At 40.2% G+C, this 18,841-nt stretch carries 14 protein-coding genes; 9 read left to right on the top strand and 5 right to left on the bottom strand.

Features of this window, described 5'->3' with window-relative positions; genetic code table 11:
- The first annotated feature begins 73 nt into the window (after positions 1 to 73).
- Positions 74 to 1,267, top strand: coding sequence for a pyridoxal phosphate-dependent aminotransferase (locus GPM24_RS17880; RefSeq protein WP_199269784.1), 1,194 nt, complete (start codon positions 74 to 76; stop codon positions 1,265 to 1,267).
- An 80-nt stretch (positions 1,268 to 1,347) separates the two neighbouring features.
- On the opposite strand, the gene GPM24_RS17885 is transcribed toward GPM24_RS17880, so the two are convergent.
- The 5 genes from GPM24_RS17885 to GPM24_RS17905 all read right to left on the bottom strand — a co-directional run bounded on the left by GPM24_RS17885 (position 1,348) and on the right by GPM24_RS17905 (position 9,025).
- Positions 1,348 to 1,917 carry a hypothetical protein gene (locus GPM24_RS17885; protein ID WP_158828468.1) on the bottom strand — a complete coding sequence of 190 codons (570 nt, stop codon included), beginning with the start codon at positions 1,915 to 1,917 and terminating at the stop codon, positions 1,348 to 1,350.
- Between the two features lie 278 nt (positions 1,918 to 2,195).
- Entirely contained in the window at positions 2,196 to 2,783 is a 588-nt protein-coding gene (locus GPM24_RS17890; protein ID WP_158828469.1) for a hypothetical protein, read from the bottom strand.
- 355 nt (positions 2,784 to 3,138) lie between these two features.
- Positions 3,139 to 6,318 (bottom strand): efflux RND transporter permease subunit, encoded by a 3,180-nt coding sequence (locus GPM24_RS17895; protein ID WP_158828470.1) that lies wholly within the window; start codon positions 6,316 to 6,318, stop codon positions 3,139 to 3,141.
- A gap of 35 nt (positions 6,319 to 6,353) precedes the next feature.
- Positions 6,354 to 7,556 carry an efflux RND transporter periplasmic adaptor subunit gene (locus tag GPM24_RS17900; protein ID WP_158828471.1) on the bottom strand — a complete coding sequence of 401 codons (1,203 nt, stop codon included), beginning with the start codon at positions 7,554 to 7,556 and terminating at the stop codon, positions 6,354 to 6,356.
- A 17-nt stretch (positions 7,557 to 7,573) separates the two neighbouring features.
- Positions 7,574 to 9,025: a TolC family protein gene (locus tag GPM24_RS17905; RefSeq protein ID WP_158828472.1), complete on the bottom strand. Its 1,452-nt coding sequence runs from the start codon at positions 9,023 to 9,025 to the stop codon at positions 7,574 to 7,576.
- Positions 9,026 to 9,370: 345 nt separating this feature from the next.
- On the opposite strand from GPM24_RS17905, the gene spt reads away from it, so the two are divergent.
- The 8 genes from spt (at position 9,371) to GPM24_RS17945 (ending at position 18,823) form a co-directional block, all read left to right on the top strand.
- On the top strand, positions 9,371 to 10,576 hold the full coding sequence (gene spt / locus GPM24_RS17910; protein ID WP_158828473.1) for a serine palmitoyltransferase: 1,206 nt from the start codon (positions 9,371 to 9,373) through the stop codon (positions 10,574 to 10,576).
- Positions 10,573 to 11,691: a hypothetical protein gene (locus GPM24_RS17915; protein WP_158828474.1), complete on the top strand. Its 1,119-nt coding sequence runs from the start codon at positions 10,573 to 10,575 to the stop codon at positions 11,689 to 11,691. Before spt ends, GPM24_RS17915 begins: the two co-directional genes overlap by 4 nt.
- Positions 11,692 to 11,743: 52 nt before the next feature.
- Entirely contained in the window at positions 11,744 to 13,066 is a 1,323-nt protein-coding gene (locus GPM24_RS17920) for an inositol-3-phosphate synthase (protein ID WP_158828475.1), read from the top strand.
- Positions 13,067 to 13,385: 319 nt separating this feature from the next.
- The gene (locus tag GPM24_RS17925) at positions 13,386 to 15,899 is read left to right on the top strand and encodes a DUF5686 and carboxypeptidase-like regulatory domain-containing protein (RefSeq protein ID WP_233268893.1); all 2,514 of its coding nucleotides are present in this window, start codon (positions 13,386 to 13,388) and stop codon (positions 15,897 to 15,899) included.
- Positions 15,900 to 15,931: 32 nt separating this feature from the next.
- The gene (locus GPM24_RS17930) at positions 15,932 to 16,654 is read left to right on the top strand and encodes a CDP-alcohol phosphatidyltransferase family protein (RefSeq protein WP_158828477.1); all 723 of its coding nucleotides are present in this window, start codon (positions 15,932 to 15,934) and stop codon (positions 16,652 to 16,654) included.
- 11 nt (positions 16,655 to 16,665) lie between these two features.
- Positions 16,666 to 17,256, top strand: a complete 591-nt coding sequence (locus GPM24_RS17935; protein WP_158828478.1) for a DUF4833 domain-containing protein — start codon at positions 16,666 to 16,668, stop codon at positions 17,254 to 17,256.
- A 6-nt stretch (positions 17,257 to 17,262) separates the two neighbouring features.
- On the top strand, positions 17,263 to 17,883 hold the full coding sequence (locus GPM24_RS17940; RefSeq protein WP_158828479.1) for a sterol desaturase family protein: 621 nt from the start codon (positions 17,263 to 17,265) through the stop codon (positions 17,881 to 17,883).
- 1 nt (position 17,884) lies between these two features.
- Positions 17,885 to 18,823: a phosphatase PAP2 family protein gene (locus tag GPM24_RS17945; protein WP_158828480.1), complete on the top strand. Its 939-nt coding sequence runs from the start codon at positions 17,885 to 17,887 to the stop codon at positions 18,821 to 18,823.
- Positions 18,824 to 18,841 lie beyond the last annotated feature (18 nt).

The following is an 18,841-nucleotide window of genomic DNA, read 5'->3' on the forward strand; positions in this document are numbered from 1 at the left end:
GCAAATTTAGTAATAAACAGCTTAAGTAGCAGTAAAGTAATTTTCTATATTTGCTGCAACTTCAATAAAAATCATGAATGTACTAAGCGACAGAATTAACAATTTGTCTGAGTCCCAGACCATTAAGATGGCCAAGCTGGGCCGCGAATTGGCGGCTAAAGGGGTTGATGTTATCAGCCTTAGCTTTGGCGAGCCCGATTTTCATACCCCTGAGCATATCAAGGAAGCTGCTAAGCAGGCAATGGATGATAATTTTACTTATTATACTCCCGTTGCCGGTTATCCTGAATTGCGTAAGGCAATTGCTAAAAAGCTAAAGGATGAGAATGGTTTGGATTACGACTTCAGTGAAATTGTTGTATCAACCGGTGCCAAGCAAGCTATTGCCAATGCTGTATTGTGTTTGGTAAATCCGGGCGAAGAAGTAATTATTCCAACACCTTATTGGGTGTCTTACTCTGAAGTGGTAAAGCTGGCCGAAGGAAAAAGTGTTTTTATTGATACCACTGTTGAGCAGAACTTTAAAATAACGCCAGAACAATTGGAGGCCGCTATAACGCCAAACGCTAAATTGTTTATGTTTTCATCGCCATCTAACCCAACCGGCAGTGTATATAGCCGCGAAGAGTTGGCAGGTTTGGTTAAGGTGTTTGAACGACATCCGCATGTGTACATTTTGTCTGATGAGATATATGAGCACATTAGCTATTTAGATGAACACGCTTCTATTGCACAGTTTCCAAGTCTAAAAGATCGCGTGGTTATTATCAACGGATTTTCAAAATCGTACGCCATGACTGGCTGGCGTATTGGTTACACAGCATCAACTAAAGAGCTGGCCACTGCGTTCGACAAATTACAAGGACAAATTACATCCGGTACTTGTTCTATTACACAGCGCGCGGGTACTGCTGCATATAACGGTGGTTTAGAAGCGGTATTGCAAATGCGCGAAGAATTTAAAAAGCGACGCGATCTGGTTTACAGCCTTTTAAAAGAGATTGACGGTCTTAAGGTAAACCTGCCGGATGGTGCTTTTTACTTCTTCCCGGATGTTACTTCATTTTTTGGCAAAAGCTACAACGGCCGTACTGTGAATGATGCTGACGAATTAGCGATATACATATTAGAAGAAGCGCATGTAGCTGTAGTAGGCGGTGGCTCTTTTGGTGATCCTAAATCAATGCGTTTATCTTATGCAGCTGCCGAAGATAAATTGACAGAGGCAATGCAACGCATTAAAAAAGCTTTAAACCAATTGCAATAATAATTGGCTTAAAGCTTTATCATGAAAAAAGGACTATTGTTTCAATAGTCCTTTTTCATTTATATACGTTTTAAATTTATCTACCAGTTGAATATATAAGCCACGCGTAAGGCAACAAAACTTTTGTATTTATTCTGATGGTTAATATTTTCATATCTGATAGAAGCATCAAAATTATTAGTTTCGTAACCGACAGAAGGTGCAATCACTTTAGCAAACTTTGATGTAAAATCAGGCTTCTCTCTTGTATTTTCTTGCCCTAGTGACGGATCAACTGATGCTACACCAACCTCGCCACCTAAATAAAACTCAGGTAAAAAATAAGCTTTTGCTCCTAACTTGACAGGAATGTATTTAAAGTCTGCTGTGTTGACTGTTCCAGGCCTGGTGTCATGATTAATAAAAAAGTATCCGGTAGAAATAGTGACACCAAGGTTTTGAGTAACATCGTATTGCGCTTTAAGGCTTCCACCATAACCACCGGTGTAATAGTTTTTACCAGGATTAATGTTATACAATCCTTCCACACCAAAACTTACGTGCCATAAATATTCAGAGTAACGTTCGTTGCTGGCAAATACCTGGGCTTTAACTGATTTATTACCCATAAAGGCAATAAACAATACGAGAATAAGTAGTGTTTTTTTCATGTCAGTAATTGGATGTAGTTAACGGAACGAATATAACTTATTATTGTTGATAGTTATATTAAATAACTGATTTTATTAGAATAAAAGGCTTTATTGTAATTAAGAATTACAAATATTTCAAAAGAATAAATATTTCCTAATAACATAACCCACGGGTTATTTGGGTTCGAATGTAATTCAATATCTTTATTAAGATAAGATTGAATTAAAAAAGCATACCTAAAAAGAAAAGCCCTTGCTTAAGCAAGGGCTTTTCTCCATTATAATTAAGAAATTAATTACAGTTTAAAACCGTAAGCTAAACGTGCAGCTACCATACCGTAGTTACCGCTGTGGCTACCAGAGAAGTTTTCGTAACGTACACCGAAGTCAACGTTAGACCAAGAGTAACCAATACCTGGCGCTAAAATTAATTTAGTGCTTTTATCATATTGGTCTGTATCCATTCCTTTATAAGCACCAAACACTGATGTTTCAAATCCGGCACCTACTTCGCCTGATACATAAAAACCGCCGCCAGCATAAGCTTTAATACCTGCTTTTACCGGAACAATACCCATTGATTTGTATTTAATGTCATTGTTATCACCTGCAAACTTCACAGCATCTTTACCAAACATGTTGTAGTAACCAGAAGTTAAAGTTAAAGCAACGTTGTTAGCAACGCCATATTGTAATCTTGCTGTACCACCTAGCATAGCTTTAGAAAAATCATGAGCTCTACCAGTAGGAATACCACCTTCAACGCCGATACCAAATCTCCAAGCATTGGTAGGAGTCATTGATTGCGCTTTAACAGTAGATGACGCAAACATGGTTGCAACAGCAAATGATGCTACAGCTATAAGTTTTGAAATTTTTTTCATAATCGTTTTTAAGAATTAAGTGAATAATAAATTGTTATTTACACAGTCCGTTAAACAAATACTTTGCCATAAAAGCAGTATCTATTCCATATTACATTTCTGTGATGAAGAGGCGAACGGCGTATTTTAACGATTGATAGTGCTTGCACCGCGTCTATTTTGTTGTAAATCAATTTGCTACTTATGGCCGTTTGTTGGGTAAATTGATGACAATCTATTAATGTTAACTTAATACTTCAGTGTAATAAAAAGTGAGAACACACTGTATACATAAGTGAAATTGTGACTAAAATATAGTTTAATATTAAACGATATAAATGAAAAGAGGCATGGAAAACTCCATGCCTCTTTTCATTTATGCCTGTGGAAGCTCACCTTCATCAGGCCGTTGCTTTCGCAGCTCTTCGAGCTTTTGCTTACCATAAGCAAATTTGGTTATGATATAAAATAATACAGGTACAATGAAAATGGCTAACGATGTGGCAGCTAACATACCGCCAAATACTGTCCAGCCAATAGTTTGACGTGCTTGGGCACCGGCACCAGAAGCAAATACCAGCGGCAACACACCTAATATAAATGCCAAAGACGTCATGATGATTGGTCTTAAACGCAGCCTCACCGCTTCCAATGTAGCATCTTCCAGGTCGTACCCACTATCTACCCGCTCTTTGGCAAACTCCACAATCAAAATCGCATTCTTTGCCGACAAACCAATTAAGGTAATCAAACCGATTTGGGCGTAAACGTTGTTGGCCAGCTTAGGTAAAAATATCAGGAACAATATAGCACCGAATGCACCAAGCGGTACGGCCAGGAGCACTGAAAACGGCACCGACCAGCTTTCATATAAAGCAGCCAGGAACAGGAATACAAACCCAATAGATAAAGCAAAGATGTAAACTGTTTTAGAACCTGACAGTAACTCCTCGCGTGTTAAACCAGAAAACTCATAGCCGTATCCTTCAGGTAAACTTTGCGCCGCAACTTCTTGCAGTGCTTTAATGGCATCACCACTACTGTAGCCCGGTTTAGGGCTGCCGTTAATCTCGGCCGAACGGAACAGATTGTAGTGAGATATCAACGGTGCGTTTTCAATAATTTTGTAAGACGTAACAGTACTTAACGGAACCATTGTACCTGCCTGGTTACGTACAAAGTACTGACCCAGGTTTTGGATGTTAGTACGGTAGTTTGTATCTGCCTGCGCTACTACCCTGAAATTACGCCCATAAATTGTAAAGTCGTTTATATATGCACTACCCAAATAGGTTTGCAAGGCGTTGTTAATATCGGATATCTGTACACCTAAACGTTTGGCTTTTTCACGGTCAACTGTAAGTTGATACGCTGGCGTTCGAGCCGTAAAAAACGAAAAGGCACGTGTTATTTCAGGTCTTTGATTAATTGCAGCTGTAAAATTCTGCAACACACTTTCGAAAGTCTTGATATCTCCCCCTGCCTGCTTTTCTTCTAAGATGAATGAGAAGCCGGCCGTGTTACCCAAGCCCGGAATTGCTGGTGGTTGAATTACAATCACATTCGCTTCCTTGTATTTAGCCAAACGCTGTTGTAGCGTAGCTACTATAGATGTTGCATCCTGCCCATCTTCCTCGCGCTGATCCCATGGTTTAAGCTGCACGAATATGGTTGCACTGTTAGACTTAGTTGCAAAGTTTACAGCATTTAAACCACCCAAAGCTGCATAGTGACCTATACCAGGAATACTGTCCAGCGTTTTCATCATGTTGTTCAGTACCCTAACGGTTCTCTCGGTGGCTGAACCTTCCGGTAAATCGTAAGTTACGTAGATACGGCCTTCGTCTTCAATAGGTAAAAATCCGCTCGGCTTACTTTTAAATAAAAAGACAGTACCTACAATAAGGCATATCAAAATGATGACCACCAATTTTGAATGCTTTATACTTTTATCTACACCATTGCGGTATTTGCCAGTTACACGGCTAAACCAGTTATTGAACTTATAAAAGAATCTGTCAAGCCAGCCTTTTGAATGTTCATCAATTTTATGTGGACGTAACAATAGCGTACACAACGCAGGCGTTAATGACAACGCAACAAACGCTGATATCAGCACGGATATAGCAATAGTTATAGCAAATTGCTGATACAAGCGCCCTACAATGCCGGGTACAAAACCAACCGGCACAAAAACCGCTGCCAAAATTAAGGCAATAGCAATCACTGGCGCCGAAATATCACGCATGGCATGTTCTGTTGCTTCACGCGGCGACATGCCCTGCTCCTCCATGTAATGCTGTACCGCTTCTACCACCACAATGGCATCATCCACCACAATACCAATCGCTAGCACGAAACCAAACAACGTTAACGTATTGATAGTAAATCCTAATGGAATGAATAGAATAAATGTGCCGATAATCGAAACCGGAATAGCCAATACCGGTATCAGTGTAGCCCGCCAACTCTGTAAAAATAGGAACACTACGATTACAACCAAAGCTAACGCTTCCAACAAAGTATGAATTACTTCCTCTACCGAAACTTTTACCACGGTAACTGATTCGAATGGAACCAAGTAATCAATGTCGCCCGGGAAAGTTTTCTTCAACTGGTTCATGGTAGCATACACTCCTTCTGCAGTCTCCAGCGCGTTGCTATTTGGCGCTTGGTAAATAAGCAGGTAGGATGCTCTTTTACCGTCCACAAATGAGTTACCCGAGTAATTGAATTTACCTAATTGTACGCGTGCAATATCTTTCAGGTGCACTACATCGCCTGTTTGCGGGCGGGTGCGTACAATGATATTTTCAAACTCTTCTGGCTTTACCAAACGACCTTTTGTAAGTACTGTATACTCGAACGTTTGGCCGTTTACCTGTGGCGGAGCGCCAACAGTACCCGCAGCGACCTGAACGTTTTGTTCTTGCAACGCGCTGGTTACGTCGGCCGCTGTCATGCCAAAAGAAGCAAGCTTATCAGGTTTTAACCAAATACGCATACTAAAATCATCCGCACGCGTAAAAACGTCGCCCACGCCTTTGGTTCTCAATAACGCATCTCGAATAAATACGTTGGTGTAATTGTCCACAAAAGTCACATCATGAGTGCCTTTAGGCGAATACATAGCCACCAGCATTAAAATACTGGGGTTACGTTTACGTACGGTTAATCCCAAACGCTGTACTTCTTGCGGCAACGTAGGTTGTGCAATACTCACCCGGTTTTGCACGTCCAGCGCAGCAATGTTAATGTCGGTTCCTACTTCAAAGTTCACCGTCATGCTCATTTGTCCGTTACCGGTACTATTACTTTGCAGGTAGGTCATGCCGGGCGTACCGTTTACCTGCACCTCAACCGGGGTGGCCACTGTTTGCTCTACTGTAAGGGCGTCGGCACCGGTATAGTTACCGGTTACCTGAACGGTAGGCGGCGTAATATCAGGATACTGACCGATGGGTAAGCTTTGTATTGCCAGTATACCTACTACTACAATTACTATAGAAATAACAATAGCGGTAACCGGCCTTCTTATAAATACATCTGCAATCATTAATATTCGTGTTATATTAAATGTATATCCTGAACTTATTTCCCTTGTTGACCTTGGGTAGGTTTTTCAGCTGGCTGTCCGGCTGCGCTTGTTGATTGCTGGCCATTACCATTAGGTTTACCTCCAGTACCTTGTTGTGCCGGCGGACCTAAAGTTATCTTACCACCATCGCGCAAGCGTTGAAAACCTTCGGTAATAACTTTCTCTCCAGCCTCGATGCCATTCATCACAACTACATTACTTCCCACGCGCGGACCTAAGTTAACTTTGCGTTGTTTGGCAATGGTGTCTTGCGAAACGAATACAAAAAATTCGCCCATTTGCTCGGTGACGGCTTTGTATGGTATCTGTACGCGACTGCCCGATTCGGCGTTTAAAACATTTAGTACTGCACTCATACCATCGCGTAGTTCGTCTTTTGGATTAGCAAATTGAATACGAACTTTCACTGTGCCAGTTTGGTTATTTACACCGCGATCAATGGCAAATACCTTTCCGGGATGCGGATAGGCATCAGCGCCATTGAGTTGCAATTTGAAAGTTGAATCGGTCGAGCGGCGTTGCAGGCGGTAAAACCGGTCCAAATCCTGCTCGGTAACTACAACGTCTACTGCAATGGGGTTTTCGGTTGAAATAGTATTAAGCAATGTGGTGCCTGGTGAAACTTGAGCGCCTAACTTCACTTGAGATATTCCTATACGACCTGTGAACGGTGCTTTAATAATAGAATAAGACAAATCGGTTTGTGCAGATAAAATACCTGCCCTTGCTACAGACACCTGGCTTTGACTGGTGGCCAATGCAGCCACAGCCTGATCGTAAGTTTGGCGCGCCACTGCGTCTTGTTTTAACAAGAAACTGTAACGCTCTGCGTCTTTTTGCGCTTTTACAAAATTAGCCTGTGCGCTTGCTAAATTAGCCCTCGCCTGTTCGTATGTCGCCAAATATTTTCGCCTGTCAATTTCATAAAGCGGCTTGCCTTTTTGAACAACCTCGCCTTCTTTAAAAAATATTCCGGTAATGTATCCTGCCACCTGTGGGCGAAGCTCAACACTATTCAATGCTACTACAGTTGCCTGATATTTGTCGTAATACACTGTTGGTGCCGTTTCGGCCGCAGCAATGTTAACAGGCGTAGCCGGCTGCGCAGCAGCCGCATTTTTATCATCCTTGTTTTTACAGGATGTCCAGAGTAAAACTATGATTGGAAGCGCAGAAAATATATATCGTTTTTTCATGATTTCAGTTTATGTTATTATCTTACCGGAAGTGTACCCAATGCGCGTTGTAAATCTATTTTGCTTGATAACAGCTGGAATAAAGCGTTGTAATAGTTTAATTCTGCTGTACGTAAATCAGTTTGCGCCACTATTAAATCAAGGTAAGTTTTAATGCCCTCACGGTATTGCAAGCTTACTACATTATATACGTCTTTTGCCAAATCGACATTTTGCCGCAAAAATTGCCAATTGGTAAAACTGCTTTTGTAACTGGCTAACGCTTGAGTGTACTCGGTATTAATGGCGTTGCGAGTGTTAATTAAATCCAGATCTGCCCGTCTTACCTGTAGTCGCGCCTTACTTAAGTTTTGCAATCGTCGTCCACCTTGGAAGATAGGAAGATTTAAGGTAAGTCCTACAAAAGCTGTAGGAAAGGCATCTTTGTATAAGCTGGAAAAGTTTTGGTTAAAGTAAAGCAAGTTATACGATCCAATGGCAGACAACGACGGTAAAAAGCCGTACTTATAATAACTCACATTCAAGTTTTGAAGCGATTTTTGCGTTTCCAGTAATCGATATTCAATACGGTTATTTACATCCACAACCTGGTTGGTATCTATCAATGCTTCGCTCTCATAACGGGTAGAATCATATGATAACTGCAAAGGTTTTAATGACCCGAAACCCATAACTTGTTTTAAATATGCAACACGGCTGTTAACGGCCTCTTGCAACTGCTTGCGGCTGGCAAGCGAATTATTAAGCGCAATGGTGGCTTGTTTGTAATCCGTTTTATCAACTACGCCTGCTTGATATCGTGCAAACGCATCCTTTTGATTACGCTGAAGCCGGCCTATATCCTCATTAATAATATCTAATTGCCGCTGAGATAGTAACACATCGAAAAATGCCTTACTAACATCCGACACCACATTTATTTTTGTACTTACTGTATTCTGTTTATAATACTGTCGTGAGTATTTAGCCGCCCTGGAAGCTTGCAGTACATCATTATTGTAAATAACCTGCGTAGCCTGACCACCCAGTGAAGATACATTATTAGCCAATGCTATAACTGTTTGTTGTCCGCCGCCGGTAGCTCCGGTACCAGTGCCATTTCCTCCAGTCCCTGTACCGGTTCCAGTTCCTGAACCGTTTCCTCCAGTGCCAGTGCCATTGTTGGTACCTGTTCCAGTGCCACCTCCACCAGTTCCGGCCGTCAACGCAGCTGAGCGTTGCAAATATCGCTGATAACTGCCAGATGAATTAATTTGAGGAAGCCAAGCTGCCAAGCTGATACGAATGTCTCGTTCATTTATATCTTCATCTATATTGGCTTGCCTGATAACAGGCTGATTGCGTAAAGCATAGTCAATACATTGCTGCAGCGTAAGTAATTGTGAAACACTATCACGAGCACCTTGTGCAAAAGCAGAAGCGGATAGATAAAGTAAAAAGATTGTTATAAAAAGGTACTTTTTTTTCATAAGGGGAAACAAGTTCACGCGTTGAAAACACGATGAGCGGCTATAAGTTTTAGGATAAAGCTGTATGTTTTGTTTAAATTTTCGGATGCGCTGCAATATGACAACAATAGGACAGAAAACATGGTACGCAATAAAAATTTTACAACAAATTGGCACAATACACCTGTTTGCCGGAATTTGTTTAAAAAATTTAAAAATCCGTGATAGTGAATAATAAAAATTTTTAATTATTTTGCAGGATAGTAATATTGGGTTAAACCCCAATGTTTAAAAATTTTACACACCAAGTATAAGTTATTAAGCTTTTGATGGTATTTTTACAAAAAATTTAAGCAGGGTTAATACATGCGTAAAAAATTACATGATAAGATTGCTCAGTTTACTGATGCTAAACTGGCCCGTGAAAAAGGTGTGTATCCTTTTTTCAGGCCTATTGAGTCGGGCCAGGATACTGAAGTAATTATTGACGGCCAACGGGTATTGATGTTCGGCTCCAATTCCTATTTGGGTTTAACCAACCACCCTAAAATTAAAGAGGCTTCTAAAAAAGCAACAGATAAATATGGAACAGGTTGTGCAGGTTCAAGGTTTTTAAATGGGACACTGGATATCCATATTGAACTTGAAAACCGTCTGGCAGCTTATGTAGACAAAGAAGCTGCTGTGTTGTTCAGTACCGGTTTTCAGGTAAACTTAGGTGTTTTATCATGCATCACTGGTCGGAACGACTATTTAATATTAGATGAATACGACCATGCTTCTATCATCGATGGTAGCCGACTGTCTTTTTCACGTGTAATTAAATATGCTCACAACGATATGCAGGATTTGCAGCGCAAGCTAAGCTTGCTGCCTGAAGATGCTGTTAAAGTAATTGCTGTTGACGGTATATTTAGCATGGAAGGCGATATTGTTAAACTGCCTGAAGTAGCTGTGTTAGCCGAGCAATATGGTGCTAACATAATGGTTGATGATGCGCATAGCTTGGGCGTTATTGGTCATAAAGGTGGCGGTACAGCATCACACTTTAACATGACTGATGATGTTGATCTGATTATGGGCACGTTCAGTAAATCATTTGCTTCATTAGGTGGCTTTATTGCCAGCGATGCAGAAACAATTGATTATCTAAAACATCGCGCCCGTTCATTAATGTTTAGTGCAAGTATGCCTCCAGCGTCAGTTGCCAGCGTTATTGCCGCACTTGACATTATTGAAAGTGAGCCAGAACGTATTGACAAGCTTTGGGATAATACAAATTATGCCATGAAGTTATTGACGGAAGAAGGTTTTGACTTAGGTCCGACAGAAAGCCCGATATTGCCTATCTATATTCGCGATAACGAAAAAACCTTTATGGTGACCAAGTTGCTACAGGATAATGGCGTTTTTGTAAATCCGGTGGTGTCTCCTGCTGTACCTTCTGATTCATCTCTACTTCGTTTTTCTTTAATGGCTACACACACTCATAGCCAAATTGACGAAGCGGTTGATAAAATTTCAAGGGTTTTCAAAGAAGTTGGCGTAACAACCGTTAAAGAAAAAATATGATCAAAATAGTTGCGGTAAGCTCCAAAAAGGAGCTTGCTGCCTTTATAGACTTTCCGCATGATCTATATGCCCAAGATCCTAATTACGTCCCTGAGTTATTTATAGCTCAGCGCGATTTATTAACTACACACCCCTTTCATAAGCATTCTTCTTTACAGTGCTACTTAGCTTATGATGATAACAAGTTAGTGGGAAGGATTGCGGCTATCTACAATACCAATCATAACAAGTTCAACAACGCCAGCGATGGCTTTTTTGGTTTCTTTGATTGCATCAACAGCCAAGACGTTGCCAATGCTTTGTTTGAAGTGGCAGCCAAATGGTTGAAGGCAAAAGGAGTAAACAAACTTGTTGGCCCAGCCAATCCGTCTACTAATGAAACCTGCGGTCTGTTAGTGAAGGGTTTTGATAGTCCGCCGGTGGTAATGATGCCTTACAACCCAGAGTATTACATGGATTTGTTTGAAAAGGCGGGCTTACACAAGCAGGTAGATTTGATTGCCTGGAGTTGGAAAGGACAAAACTATAATGATAAATCGTTGCAGATGCTTGATAAGTTGAAAGAGCGCCTGCAACGCAACAGCAATGTGGTTATCCGTAAAATCAACCTTAAAAAATTCAAGGAAGAGGCGGATAAATTACGCGAAGTGTATAATAATGCCTGGGATCAAAACATGGGCTTTTTCCCAATGACCAACGAGGAATTTGATTATACAGCCAAAGATTTGAAATTAATCCTAGATCCGGATTTTGCATACGTGGCAGAGCAGGATGGCAAAATCGTAGGTTTTGGCGTAGCAATTCCCGATCTTAACCAAATATTACGCACTATAAAAAAAGGCCGACTGCTACCCACTGGTATCTTCAAACTGTTATTGAACAAAAAGAAAATAACAGGAATCCGCATTATGCTTCTCGGGGTAATCGAGGGGTATCGCAAGTTGGGTATCGAGGCCTGTTTATACGGCACTATTATTAAGGAATACCGCCGTAAAGACTTGGCATACGCAGAGGCCTCATGGACACTGGAAAATAACGAAATGGTGAACAGAGCTATTGAAGCTATTGGTGGCGATCCTTACAAAAAGTATCGCATTTACGAGAAAAATATATAAGCATATAAATGGCTGCAAAGCCGTCTATTATAAAACCGAAAAAATAACAAAAATGGAAAACAACGTAAAACCAGCTAATGGTAAGTTGGGTATCTTAATTCCTGGATTAGGTGCCGTAGCTACTACCCTTATTGCCGGTGTTGAAGCTGTAAACAAAGGCTTATCACAACCAATAGGTGCCCTTACCCAAATGGGTAATATCCGTTTAGGAAAAAGAACTGAAAACCGTTATCCTAAAATCAATGAATTTGTTCCACTGGCTAACTTAAACGATATTGTTTTTGGTGGTTGGGACGTTTATGCTGACAACGTTTATGAAGCTGCCATGACTGCAAAAGTTTTGGAACCAGGCTTATTAAACTCAGTAAAAGCTGAATTGGAAAGCATTGTGCCAATGACGGCTGCTTTCGATAAAAATTACGCCAAAAATCTTGACGGTACACACGTTAAAACCGGTACTCGTTTAGAAATGGCTAACGAGCTGATGGAAGATATCAAAAACTTCCAGGAAGCTAATGGCTTAGACCGCGTAGTGGTATTGTGGTGCGGTTCAACCGAAGTTTACTTTGAAGAATCTGAAGTGCACCAAAGCGTTGAAGCTTTCGAAGCCGGTTTAGCTGCAGACGATAGCCGCATTGCGCCAAGTATGCTTTATGCATATGCTGCCTTGAAATTAGGTGTGCCTTTCGTAAACGGTGCCCCTAACCTTACAGTAGATATCCCGGCTTTAGTGGAGCTTTCTAAATTAACCGAAACGCCTATCGCTGGTAAAGACTTCAAAACCGGTCAAACTTTAATGAAAACCATCGTGGCTCCTGGTTTGGCAGCCCGTGCTTTAGGCGTTAAAGGATGGTTCTCTACCAATATTTTAGGTAACCGTGATGGTTATGTCTTAGACGATCCGGATAATTTTAAAACCAAAGAGGTATCTAAACTGAGCGTATTGGAAGAAATATTCCAGCCAGAGGTTAGCCCTGAGTTATACGGTGAATTATACCACAAGGTACGTATTAACTACTACCCTCCTCACGGTGATAACAAAGAAAGCTGGGATAACATCGACATCTTCGGTTGGTTAGGTTACCCAATGCAAATTAAAATCAACTTCTTATGCCGCGATTCTATCCTGGCAGCACCAGTTGCTTTAGACTTGGCATTGTTCAGTGACTTGGCTAAACGTGCCGGCATGAGTGGTATTCAAGAATGGTTGTCATTCTATTTAAAATCGCCACAAACAGCTCCAGGCCTACGTCCGGAACATGATATCTTTAAACAATTGATGAAATTACAAAACACTTTACGCCACATGATGGGTGAAGACTTAATTACACACTTAGGCTTGGATTACTACCAAGACTTAGTAGATGTATTGTAATTACCTTTATCGTTAACAAAAAAGGCTGTCATACAACGACGGCCTTTTTTGTTTCATGCTGGTTTATTGTCAGACATTTGACTTTTAAACCACATTAAATATCTTCTTTTTATTAATTTTGTAGGCTGGCAAAAAGTAACTTTTACTGTAACACATTTTAATGAATGCGGTTGTTCATTGACAAATTACAAGATATTTTTACTTTGGTTTAGCGAAATAACAAAAATAGAATTGCCGGTTTTTGGAAGCTTGCTAAACCTTATCCATTGCACGAATGCATTGTTATAACAACAAATTAAGGTCCTTATTTGCGCTGATAGTGTTCACCTGTTGTACGCTGATAGCATCGGCACAAAGCACAGTCGTAAGTGGTACGGTTACTGATGCTATTAGTAAACAACCGTTACCTTATGTGTCAGTTGGCTTCCCCGGAAGTAGTGTTGGCATCAGCACTAACGAACAAGGTAAATTTACACTAAGATCGGATAAGCCGTATAATCAAATACAAGCAACTTTTGTAGGTTACAAAACAACAACTTTAAATATTACACCCGGAACGGAACAAACTGTTAACATCAAACTTTCACCGGATAACCGCCAGTTGAATGACGTTGTTGTTAAATCTGCAAAAAAGCCGCGTTATACTAACCGAGACAACCCAGCGGTAGAATTAATAAGAAAAGTAATAGCCAACAAAGAGAAGAACCGCCCGGAAAGCTACAATTTTGTGGAATACCGCGAATATGAACGGATGGCTCTTTCATTAATGAACGTATCGTCCAATATTACTGACAAACGTTTTTTTAAAAAATATAAGTTTTTACTGGATAACCGTGACACAACAACAGTGCCTGGTAAAAATCTGTTGCCAATTTACTTGAATGAAAAGCTTTCGCAAGTATATTATCGCAAAAATCCCGAAAAAAAGAAGACTACGGTTTTAGGTGAAAAAGGGGTAAATTTTGGCTCATTTATAGATAGCGAGGGCATCGGTGTTTACTTTAAACACCTTTATGCGGATATTGATATATACGCCAATAGTGCAGTGTTATTTACCAATGAATTTTTAAGTCCGATAGCAGACAATGCACCAAACGTATATAAGTTTTTTATTACTGATACAGTTGTTGTTAATAACGTTAAGTTAGTAGAATTAAGCTTTACTCCCCGTAACGTTTACGACATGCTTTATGAAGGCAGTATATTCATCACCCTGGACGGAAACTATGCCGTTCAAAAGGCAGATTTAACGCTGAACAGAAAAATTAACTTGAACTGGGTGAAAGAAATGACGGTAAATCTGGAATTTGAACAGAATCCAGACGGTCGTTTTCATTTAAGCCGCAGTACTACACTTGCCGATTTCGGTCTGAATAAAAATAAAAAAGGTGGTGTATTTGGTCAGCGAACGTTAACCTTTAAGAATTACATCGTCAACTTACCACGTCCTGATATGTCTTATGAGGGGGAACAAGCGATTACCTCTGACGAAGTAAAGCACCGTAGCGACGAGTTTTGGGCACAGAATCGATTAGATACATTAAACACCGCACAGTCTAAAGTTTACAGTAACATTGATAGCTTGGGCCGGATGAAATCATGGCGCCGTACAGTTGATATTGCTTCATTATTAATTGCCGGTTATAAAGGTTTCGGACCGGTTGAGGTTGGTCCAGCCAGTACTTTTTATAGCTTCAACCCTATCGAAGGTTTCCGCCTGCGTTTGGGTGGCCGTACAACGCCGCAGTTGAGCAAACGCTATATGTTTGAAACTTATGGCGCTTATGGCTTCAGGGATGAGAAATGGAAATTCTTCTTCAGCGGCACGTATTCATTCAAAGACAAGTCTATCTATAAATTTCCACAAGATTATATTCGGGCAAGTTTTCAACGGGATGTTCGTATACCCGGACAAGAATTGCAGTTTGTTCGTGAAGACAACGTATTGCTGTCATTCAAACGCGGTAACAACGATAAGTACCTATACAATGACTTTTACCGGGTAGACTATGTACACGAGTTTTCAAACCATTTTTCTTACACACTGGGTTTAAAAAAGTGGACACAAACTCCGGCGGGCTCTTTGTATTTCACCAATCAAATCAATAACTCGTCAAATACAATTAACAATTTGACCACGTCCGAGGCAAGTTTAACGTTGCGTTACGCCCCGCACGAGGAATTCTATCAGGGAAAAATTTACCGCAAACGTTTTTACAACAAATATCCGGTCATTACTTTTGATTACTCGGCTGGCTTAAAAAATGTATTGGGTGGCGAGTATAGCTATCAAAATATAGGTTTGAATATATTCAAGCATACAACCCTACGCCAGTTCGGTTATGCAGACATAACACTGGAAGGCTCTAACATTATCGGCCAGGTGCCCTACCCTTTATTGAATATTCACCGGGCCAATCAAACCTATGCCTACGATTTGCTGTCATACAACCTGATGAACTTCTTAGAGTTTGTGAGCGATCATTATGCCAGTATCAATGTCGATCAGCATTTTAACGGCTATTTCTTTAACCGTATACCACTATTTAAACGTTTAAAGTGGCGTGAAACCTTGGCTATTAAAGCGCTTTGGGGTGGCGTCAGAGATAAGAACAACCCGGATTTGCATCCATCATTATATGTATTTCCGCGTGAGCTGAACGGTGCGCCAATTACTTATGCACTAGGTGATAAGCCTTATGTAGAAGGCAGCGTTGGCATTGAAAACATTTTTAAAGTTTTACGGGTTGACCTCGTAAAGCGGTTTAACTATCTCGATCATCCAAATGTAGCTGAATGGGGTGTTCGTGCTCGTGTAGATTTTGTTTTTTAGTTACCTTAGCACTTTTAATTTTTATGGAAAAAATGGCAGAACAACCTACCTCTTTACGTACCAGTTTACAGTTAGGCATATATAAAATCATCGACCCTTTTGTTAAACTTTTAATCAAAATTGGGTTAACACCCAACGCTGTAACTTCAATTGGCTTTATGCTGAATGTTGGTGTGGCAGTTGTTTTTATTTTAGGTGCCGAAGATAAAAACCGGGATGATTTATCATCAGTAGCATGGGCAGGTGGCTTAATTCTTTTTGCCGGTTTGTTTGATATGCTTGACGGGCAGGTAGCCCGTTTAGGAAATATGAAATCGGTATTCGGCGCCCTTTATGACTCTGTGTTGGACCGTTACAGCGAGCTAATCATGTTCTTAGGCATATGTTATTACCTGGTGGCTAATCATTACTTTTTGAGTTCTATTTTTGCTTTCATTGCCTTAATAGGCTCTATGATGGTTAGCTACGTACGTGCCCGTGCCGAAGGTTTGGGTATTGAATGTAAAGGCGGCCTTATGCAGCGTCCGGAGCGTGTGGTTACCATTGGGCTTTGCGCTTTGCTATGCGGTGTAACATCTAATTATATCGGTGGCGACTATAAATTATATATTCCAGGTCTTCCTTTCCATGTATTCGAAACTATGTCACTGTTCACTGTTCCGATTACTATCTTGGCGGTATTAACCAACATTACGGCGTTTAAAAGGCTGATGGATGCTAAAAAAACACTTTTAGAATCCGAAAACAATAAATAATACTTTATATAATGAGATTTGTGCCCCAGGCATTTTTTGCTTTTATTTTTTTGTTAGTATTTAATGGGGCATCTAAAGCTTCCGGTATCCCTTTAACGTTTGCAGATACTGTAAAGAACTTATATCAGCTTCCGGGCAACCCTTTTCCTGCGTTGCCTACTAATGTATCACGTTTGTTTTATGTGCAGCGTACGCCAAATGCTAACACAATAGTTTATGATTTAAAGCTAAACAGTAATGGCCAGCCAGATGAAGATGAACCCATCCATCCTTACTGGATACGCTATACCGAGGGTGGCAAACATGAAGATTTAGGCCTTATTCAACGCAAATTTGCTTATGGTCTTGTTTCAAAATCGTTAGGTAACGGAAGATTTGATATCAGATTTGTGTCATACAAAAAATTACCACTTACTTTAATGAAGGGCAGCGACGGAAAATATCATATCTTCGCAACAATTTCACAAAAGCAATTCATTATTAACCGTATTTTTGTTAAAATTGAAGGAGGATCGTTCTGGGTTCCCAATGTGCGTTTTGTGGAAATTAAAGGAACTGACCCGACAACAGGTAAAGAAGTTGTTGAACGTTTCAAACCCTGATTAGTGATGAAAAGAAATTACGTTTCAAACTCAAAAGAGTCTGTAAGAATGTTTAAGAGTGACTTATTAGAAAGTCTCTCGAAAGTACATTTCACCGTTCCATTGTTTGTTTATGTACCCGTAATTAGTTATTTAATTTATTTGGCTATAGCAAAAAGCACATTAAGTGCATTAGGTGTTGCCGGTATGTTTTTAGCGGGACTATCGTTTTGGACGTTTGCGGAATATGTACTGCACCGTTTTGTATTCCACTTTGTACCTAAAGCGGAATGGGCATTGCGCATCCACTTTATTTTTCATGGTGTACATCATGATTATCCAAGTGATGCCAAACGTTTGGTAATGCCGCCATCGGCAAGTATCCCCATGGCTTTAATATTGTATTTTGCTTTTAATGCCGTACTACCACCTACTTATATTTTCGCTTTTTTTCCGGGCTTTTTGCTGGGATATTTGGTGTATGATATGACGCATTATGCCATTCACCATTTCAATTTTAAAGGCGGCTTTTGGAAAAGAATTAAACAGCATCATATGCTGCACCATTATTCTGACCCTAGCAAAGGTTATGGTGTAAGCTCTCCTGTTTGGGACAAAGTATTCCGGTCAGATTTTATTAAGAGATAATATGAGTTTTGCCCTCACAAAAGGCACACCTGTTAACTTAAAATCTGCGCTGATTGTTGTGCTGGTATGTATAGCCTACTTAGTAGCATCCTACTTTTTAGTGGGTTTTAAAACCGATCAGTTGGTTTTAACGGGTATTTTCTGCACGGCATATTTTTTGTCTTCCATCACCCGGAAGTTTATTCTTGGGTTTTCGATTTTTATTGTGTACTGGATAATTTTCGATTACATGAAGGCATTTCCGAATTATAATTATAATCCGGTAAGTATTGCAAACTTGTATCACGCCGAGAAGTACTTATTTGGGCTAAATGCAGGTACCATGGTGCTTACACCCAATGAGTATTGGTGGTTACATCACGTTAGCTTTTTAGATGTAATAACAGGCATATTCTATTTGTGCTGGATACCGGTACCGCTTGCTTTTGCTGGTTACTTATTTTTTACTAACCGCCATCAGTTTCTGCGGTTTTCGTTAACTTTTGTTACGGTAAATTTGCTTGGATTTGTAGTTTATTACGTTTATCCAGCAGCACCACCTTGGTACGTTCACTTTAATGGCTTTCAATTTCATGCCGGTACGCCGGGCAATACGGCAGGCTTAGCCAGGTTTGATGCGTTCTTCAAAATTAACGTCTTTAAATCGATATACGCGAAAGGTTCAAACGTATTTGCTGCTATGCCGTCGCTACATTCCAGCTATCCGGTTATTGTTTTATATTACGGCTTAAAGAACCGTTTAGGCATAATCAATATTTTCTTTGCAACGGTGATGGTGGGTATATGGTTTGCAGCTGTGTATACTAGTCATCATTATATGCTAGACGTGTTAGCGGGCATAGTTTGTGCCATTATGGGTATTGTTATATTTAATCTTATTAGTACCAGATATAAGCCTTTGCGCAACGCTTTGTATAAATACGAAGCTGTTATACAATAACCTTTTTTCTGAAGTAAT

Source organism: Mucilaginibacter lacusdianchii (assembly GCF_009770985.1).
Lineage (GTDB): Bacteria > Bacteroidota > Bacteroidia > Sphingobacteriales > Sphingobacteriaceae > Mucilaginibacter > Mucilaginibacter lacusdianchii.

Coding starts and splice junctions, on each gene's coding strand:
- GPM24_RS17880 (WP_199269784.1), top strand. CDS start 74: ATGAATGTACTAAGCGACAGAATTAACAATTTGTCTGAGTCCCAGACC.
- GPM24_RS17885 (WP_158828468.1), bottom strand. CDS start 1,917: ATGAAAAAAACACTACTTATTCTCGTATTGTTTATTGCCTTTATGGGT.
- GPM24_RS17890 (WP_158828469.1), bottom strand. CDS start 2,783: ATGAAAAAAATTTCAAAACTTATAGCTGTAGCATCATTTGCTGTTGCA.
- GPM24_RS17895 (WP_158828470.1), bottom strand. CDS start 6,318: ATGATTGCAGATGTATTTATAAGAAGGCCGGTTACCGCTATTGTTATT.
- GPM24_RS17900 (WP_158828471.1), bottom strand. CDS start 7,556: ATGAAAAAACGATATATATTTTCTGCGCTTCCAATCATAGTTTTACTC.
- GPM24_RS17905 (WP_158828472.1), bottom strand. CDS start 9,025: ATGAAAAAAAAGTACCTTTTTATAACAATCTTTTTACTTTATCTATCC.
- spt (WP_158828473.1), top strand. CDS start 9,371: ATGCGTAAAAAATTACATGATAAGATTGCTCAGTTTACTGATGCTAAA.
- GPM24_RS17915 (WP_158828474.1), top strand. CDS start 10,573: ATGATCAAAATAGTTGCGGTAAGCTCCAAAAAGGAGCTTGCTGCCTTT.
- GPM24_RS17920 (WP_158828475.1), top strand. CDS start 11,744: ATGGAAAACAACGTAAAACCAGCTAATGGTAAGTTGGGTATCTTAATT.
- GPM24_RS17930 (WP_158828477.1), top strand. CDS start 15,932: ATGGCAGAACAACCTACCTCTTTACGTACCAGTTTACAGTTAGGCATA.
- GPM24_RS17935 (WP_158828478.1), top strand. CDS start 16,666: ATGAGATTTGTGCCCCAGGCATTTTTTGCTTTTATTTTTTTGTTAGTA.
- GPM24_RS17940 (WP_158828479.1), top strand. CDS start 17,263: ATGAAAAGAAATTACGTTTCAAACTCAAAAGAGTCTGTAAGAATGTTT.
- GPM24_RS17945 (WP_158828480.1), top strand. CDS start 17,885: ATGAGTTTTGCCCTCACAAAAGGCACACCTGTTAACTTAAAATCTGCG.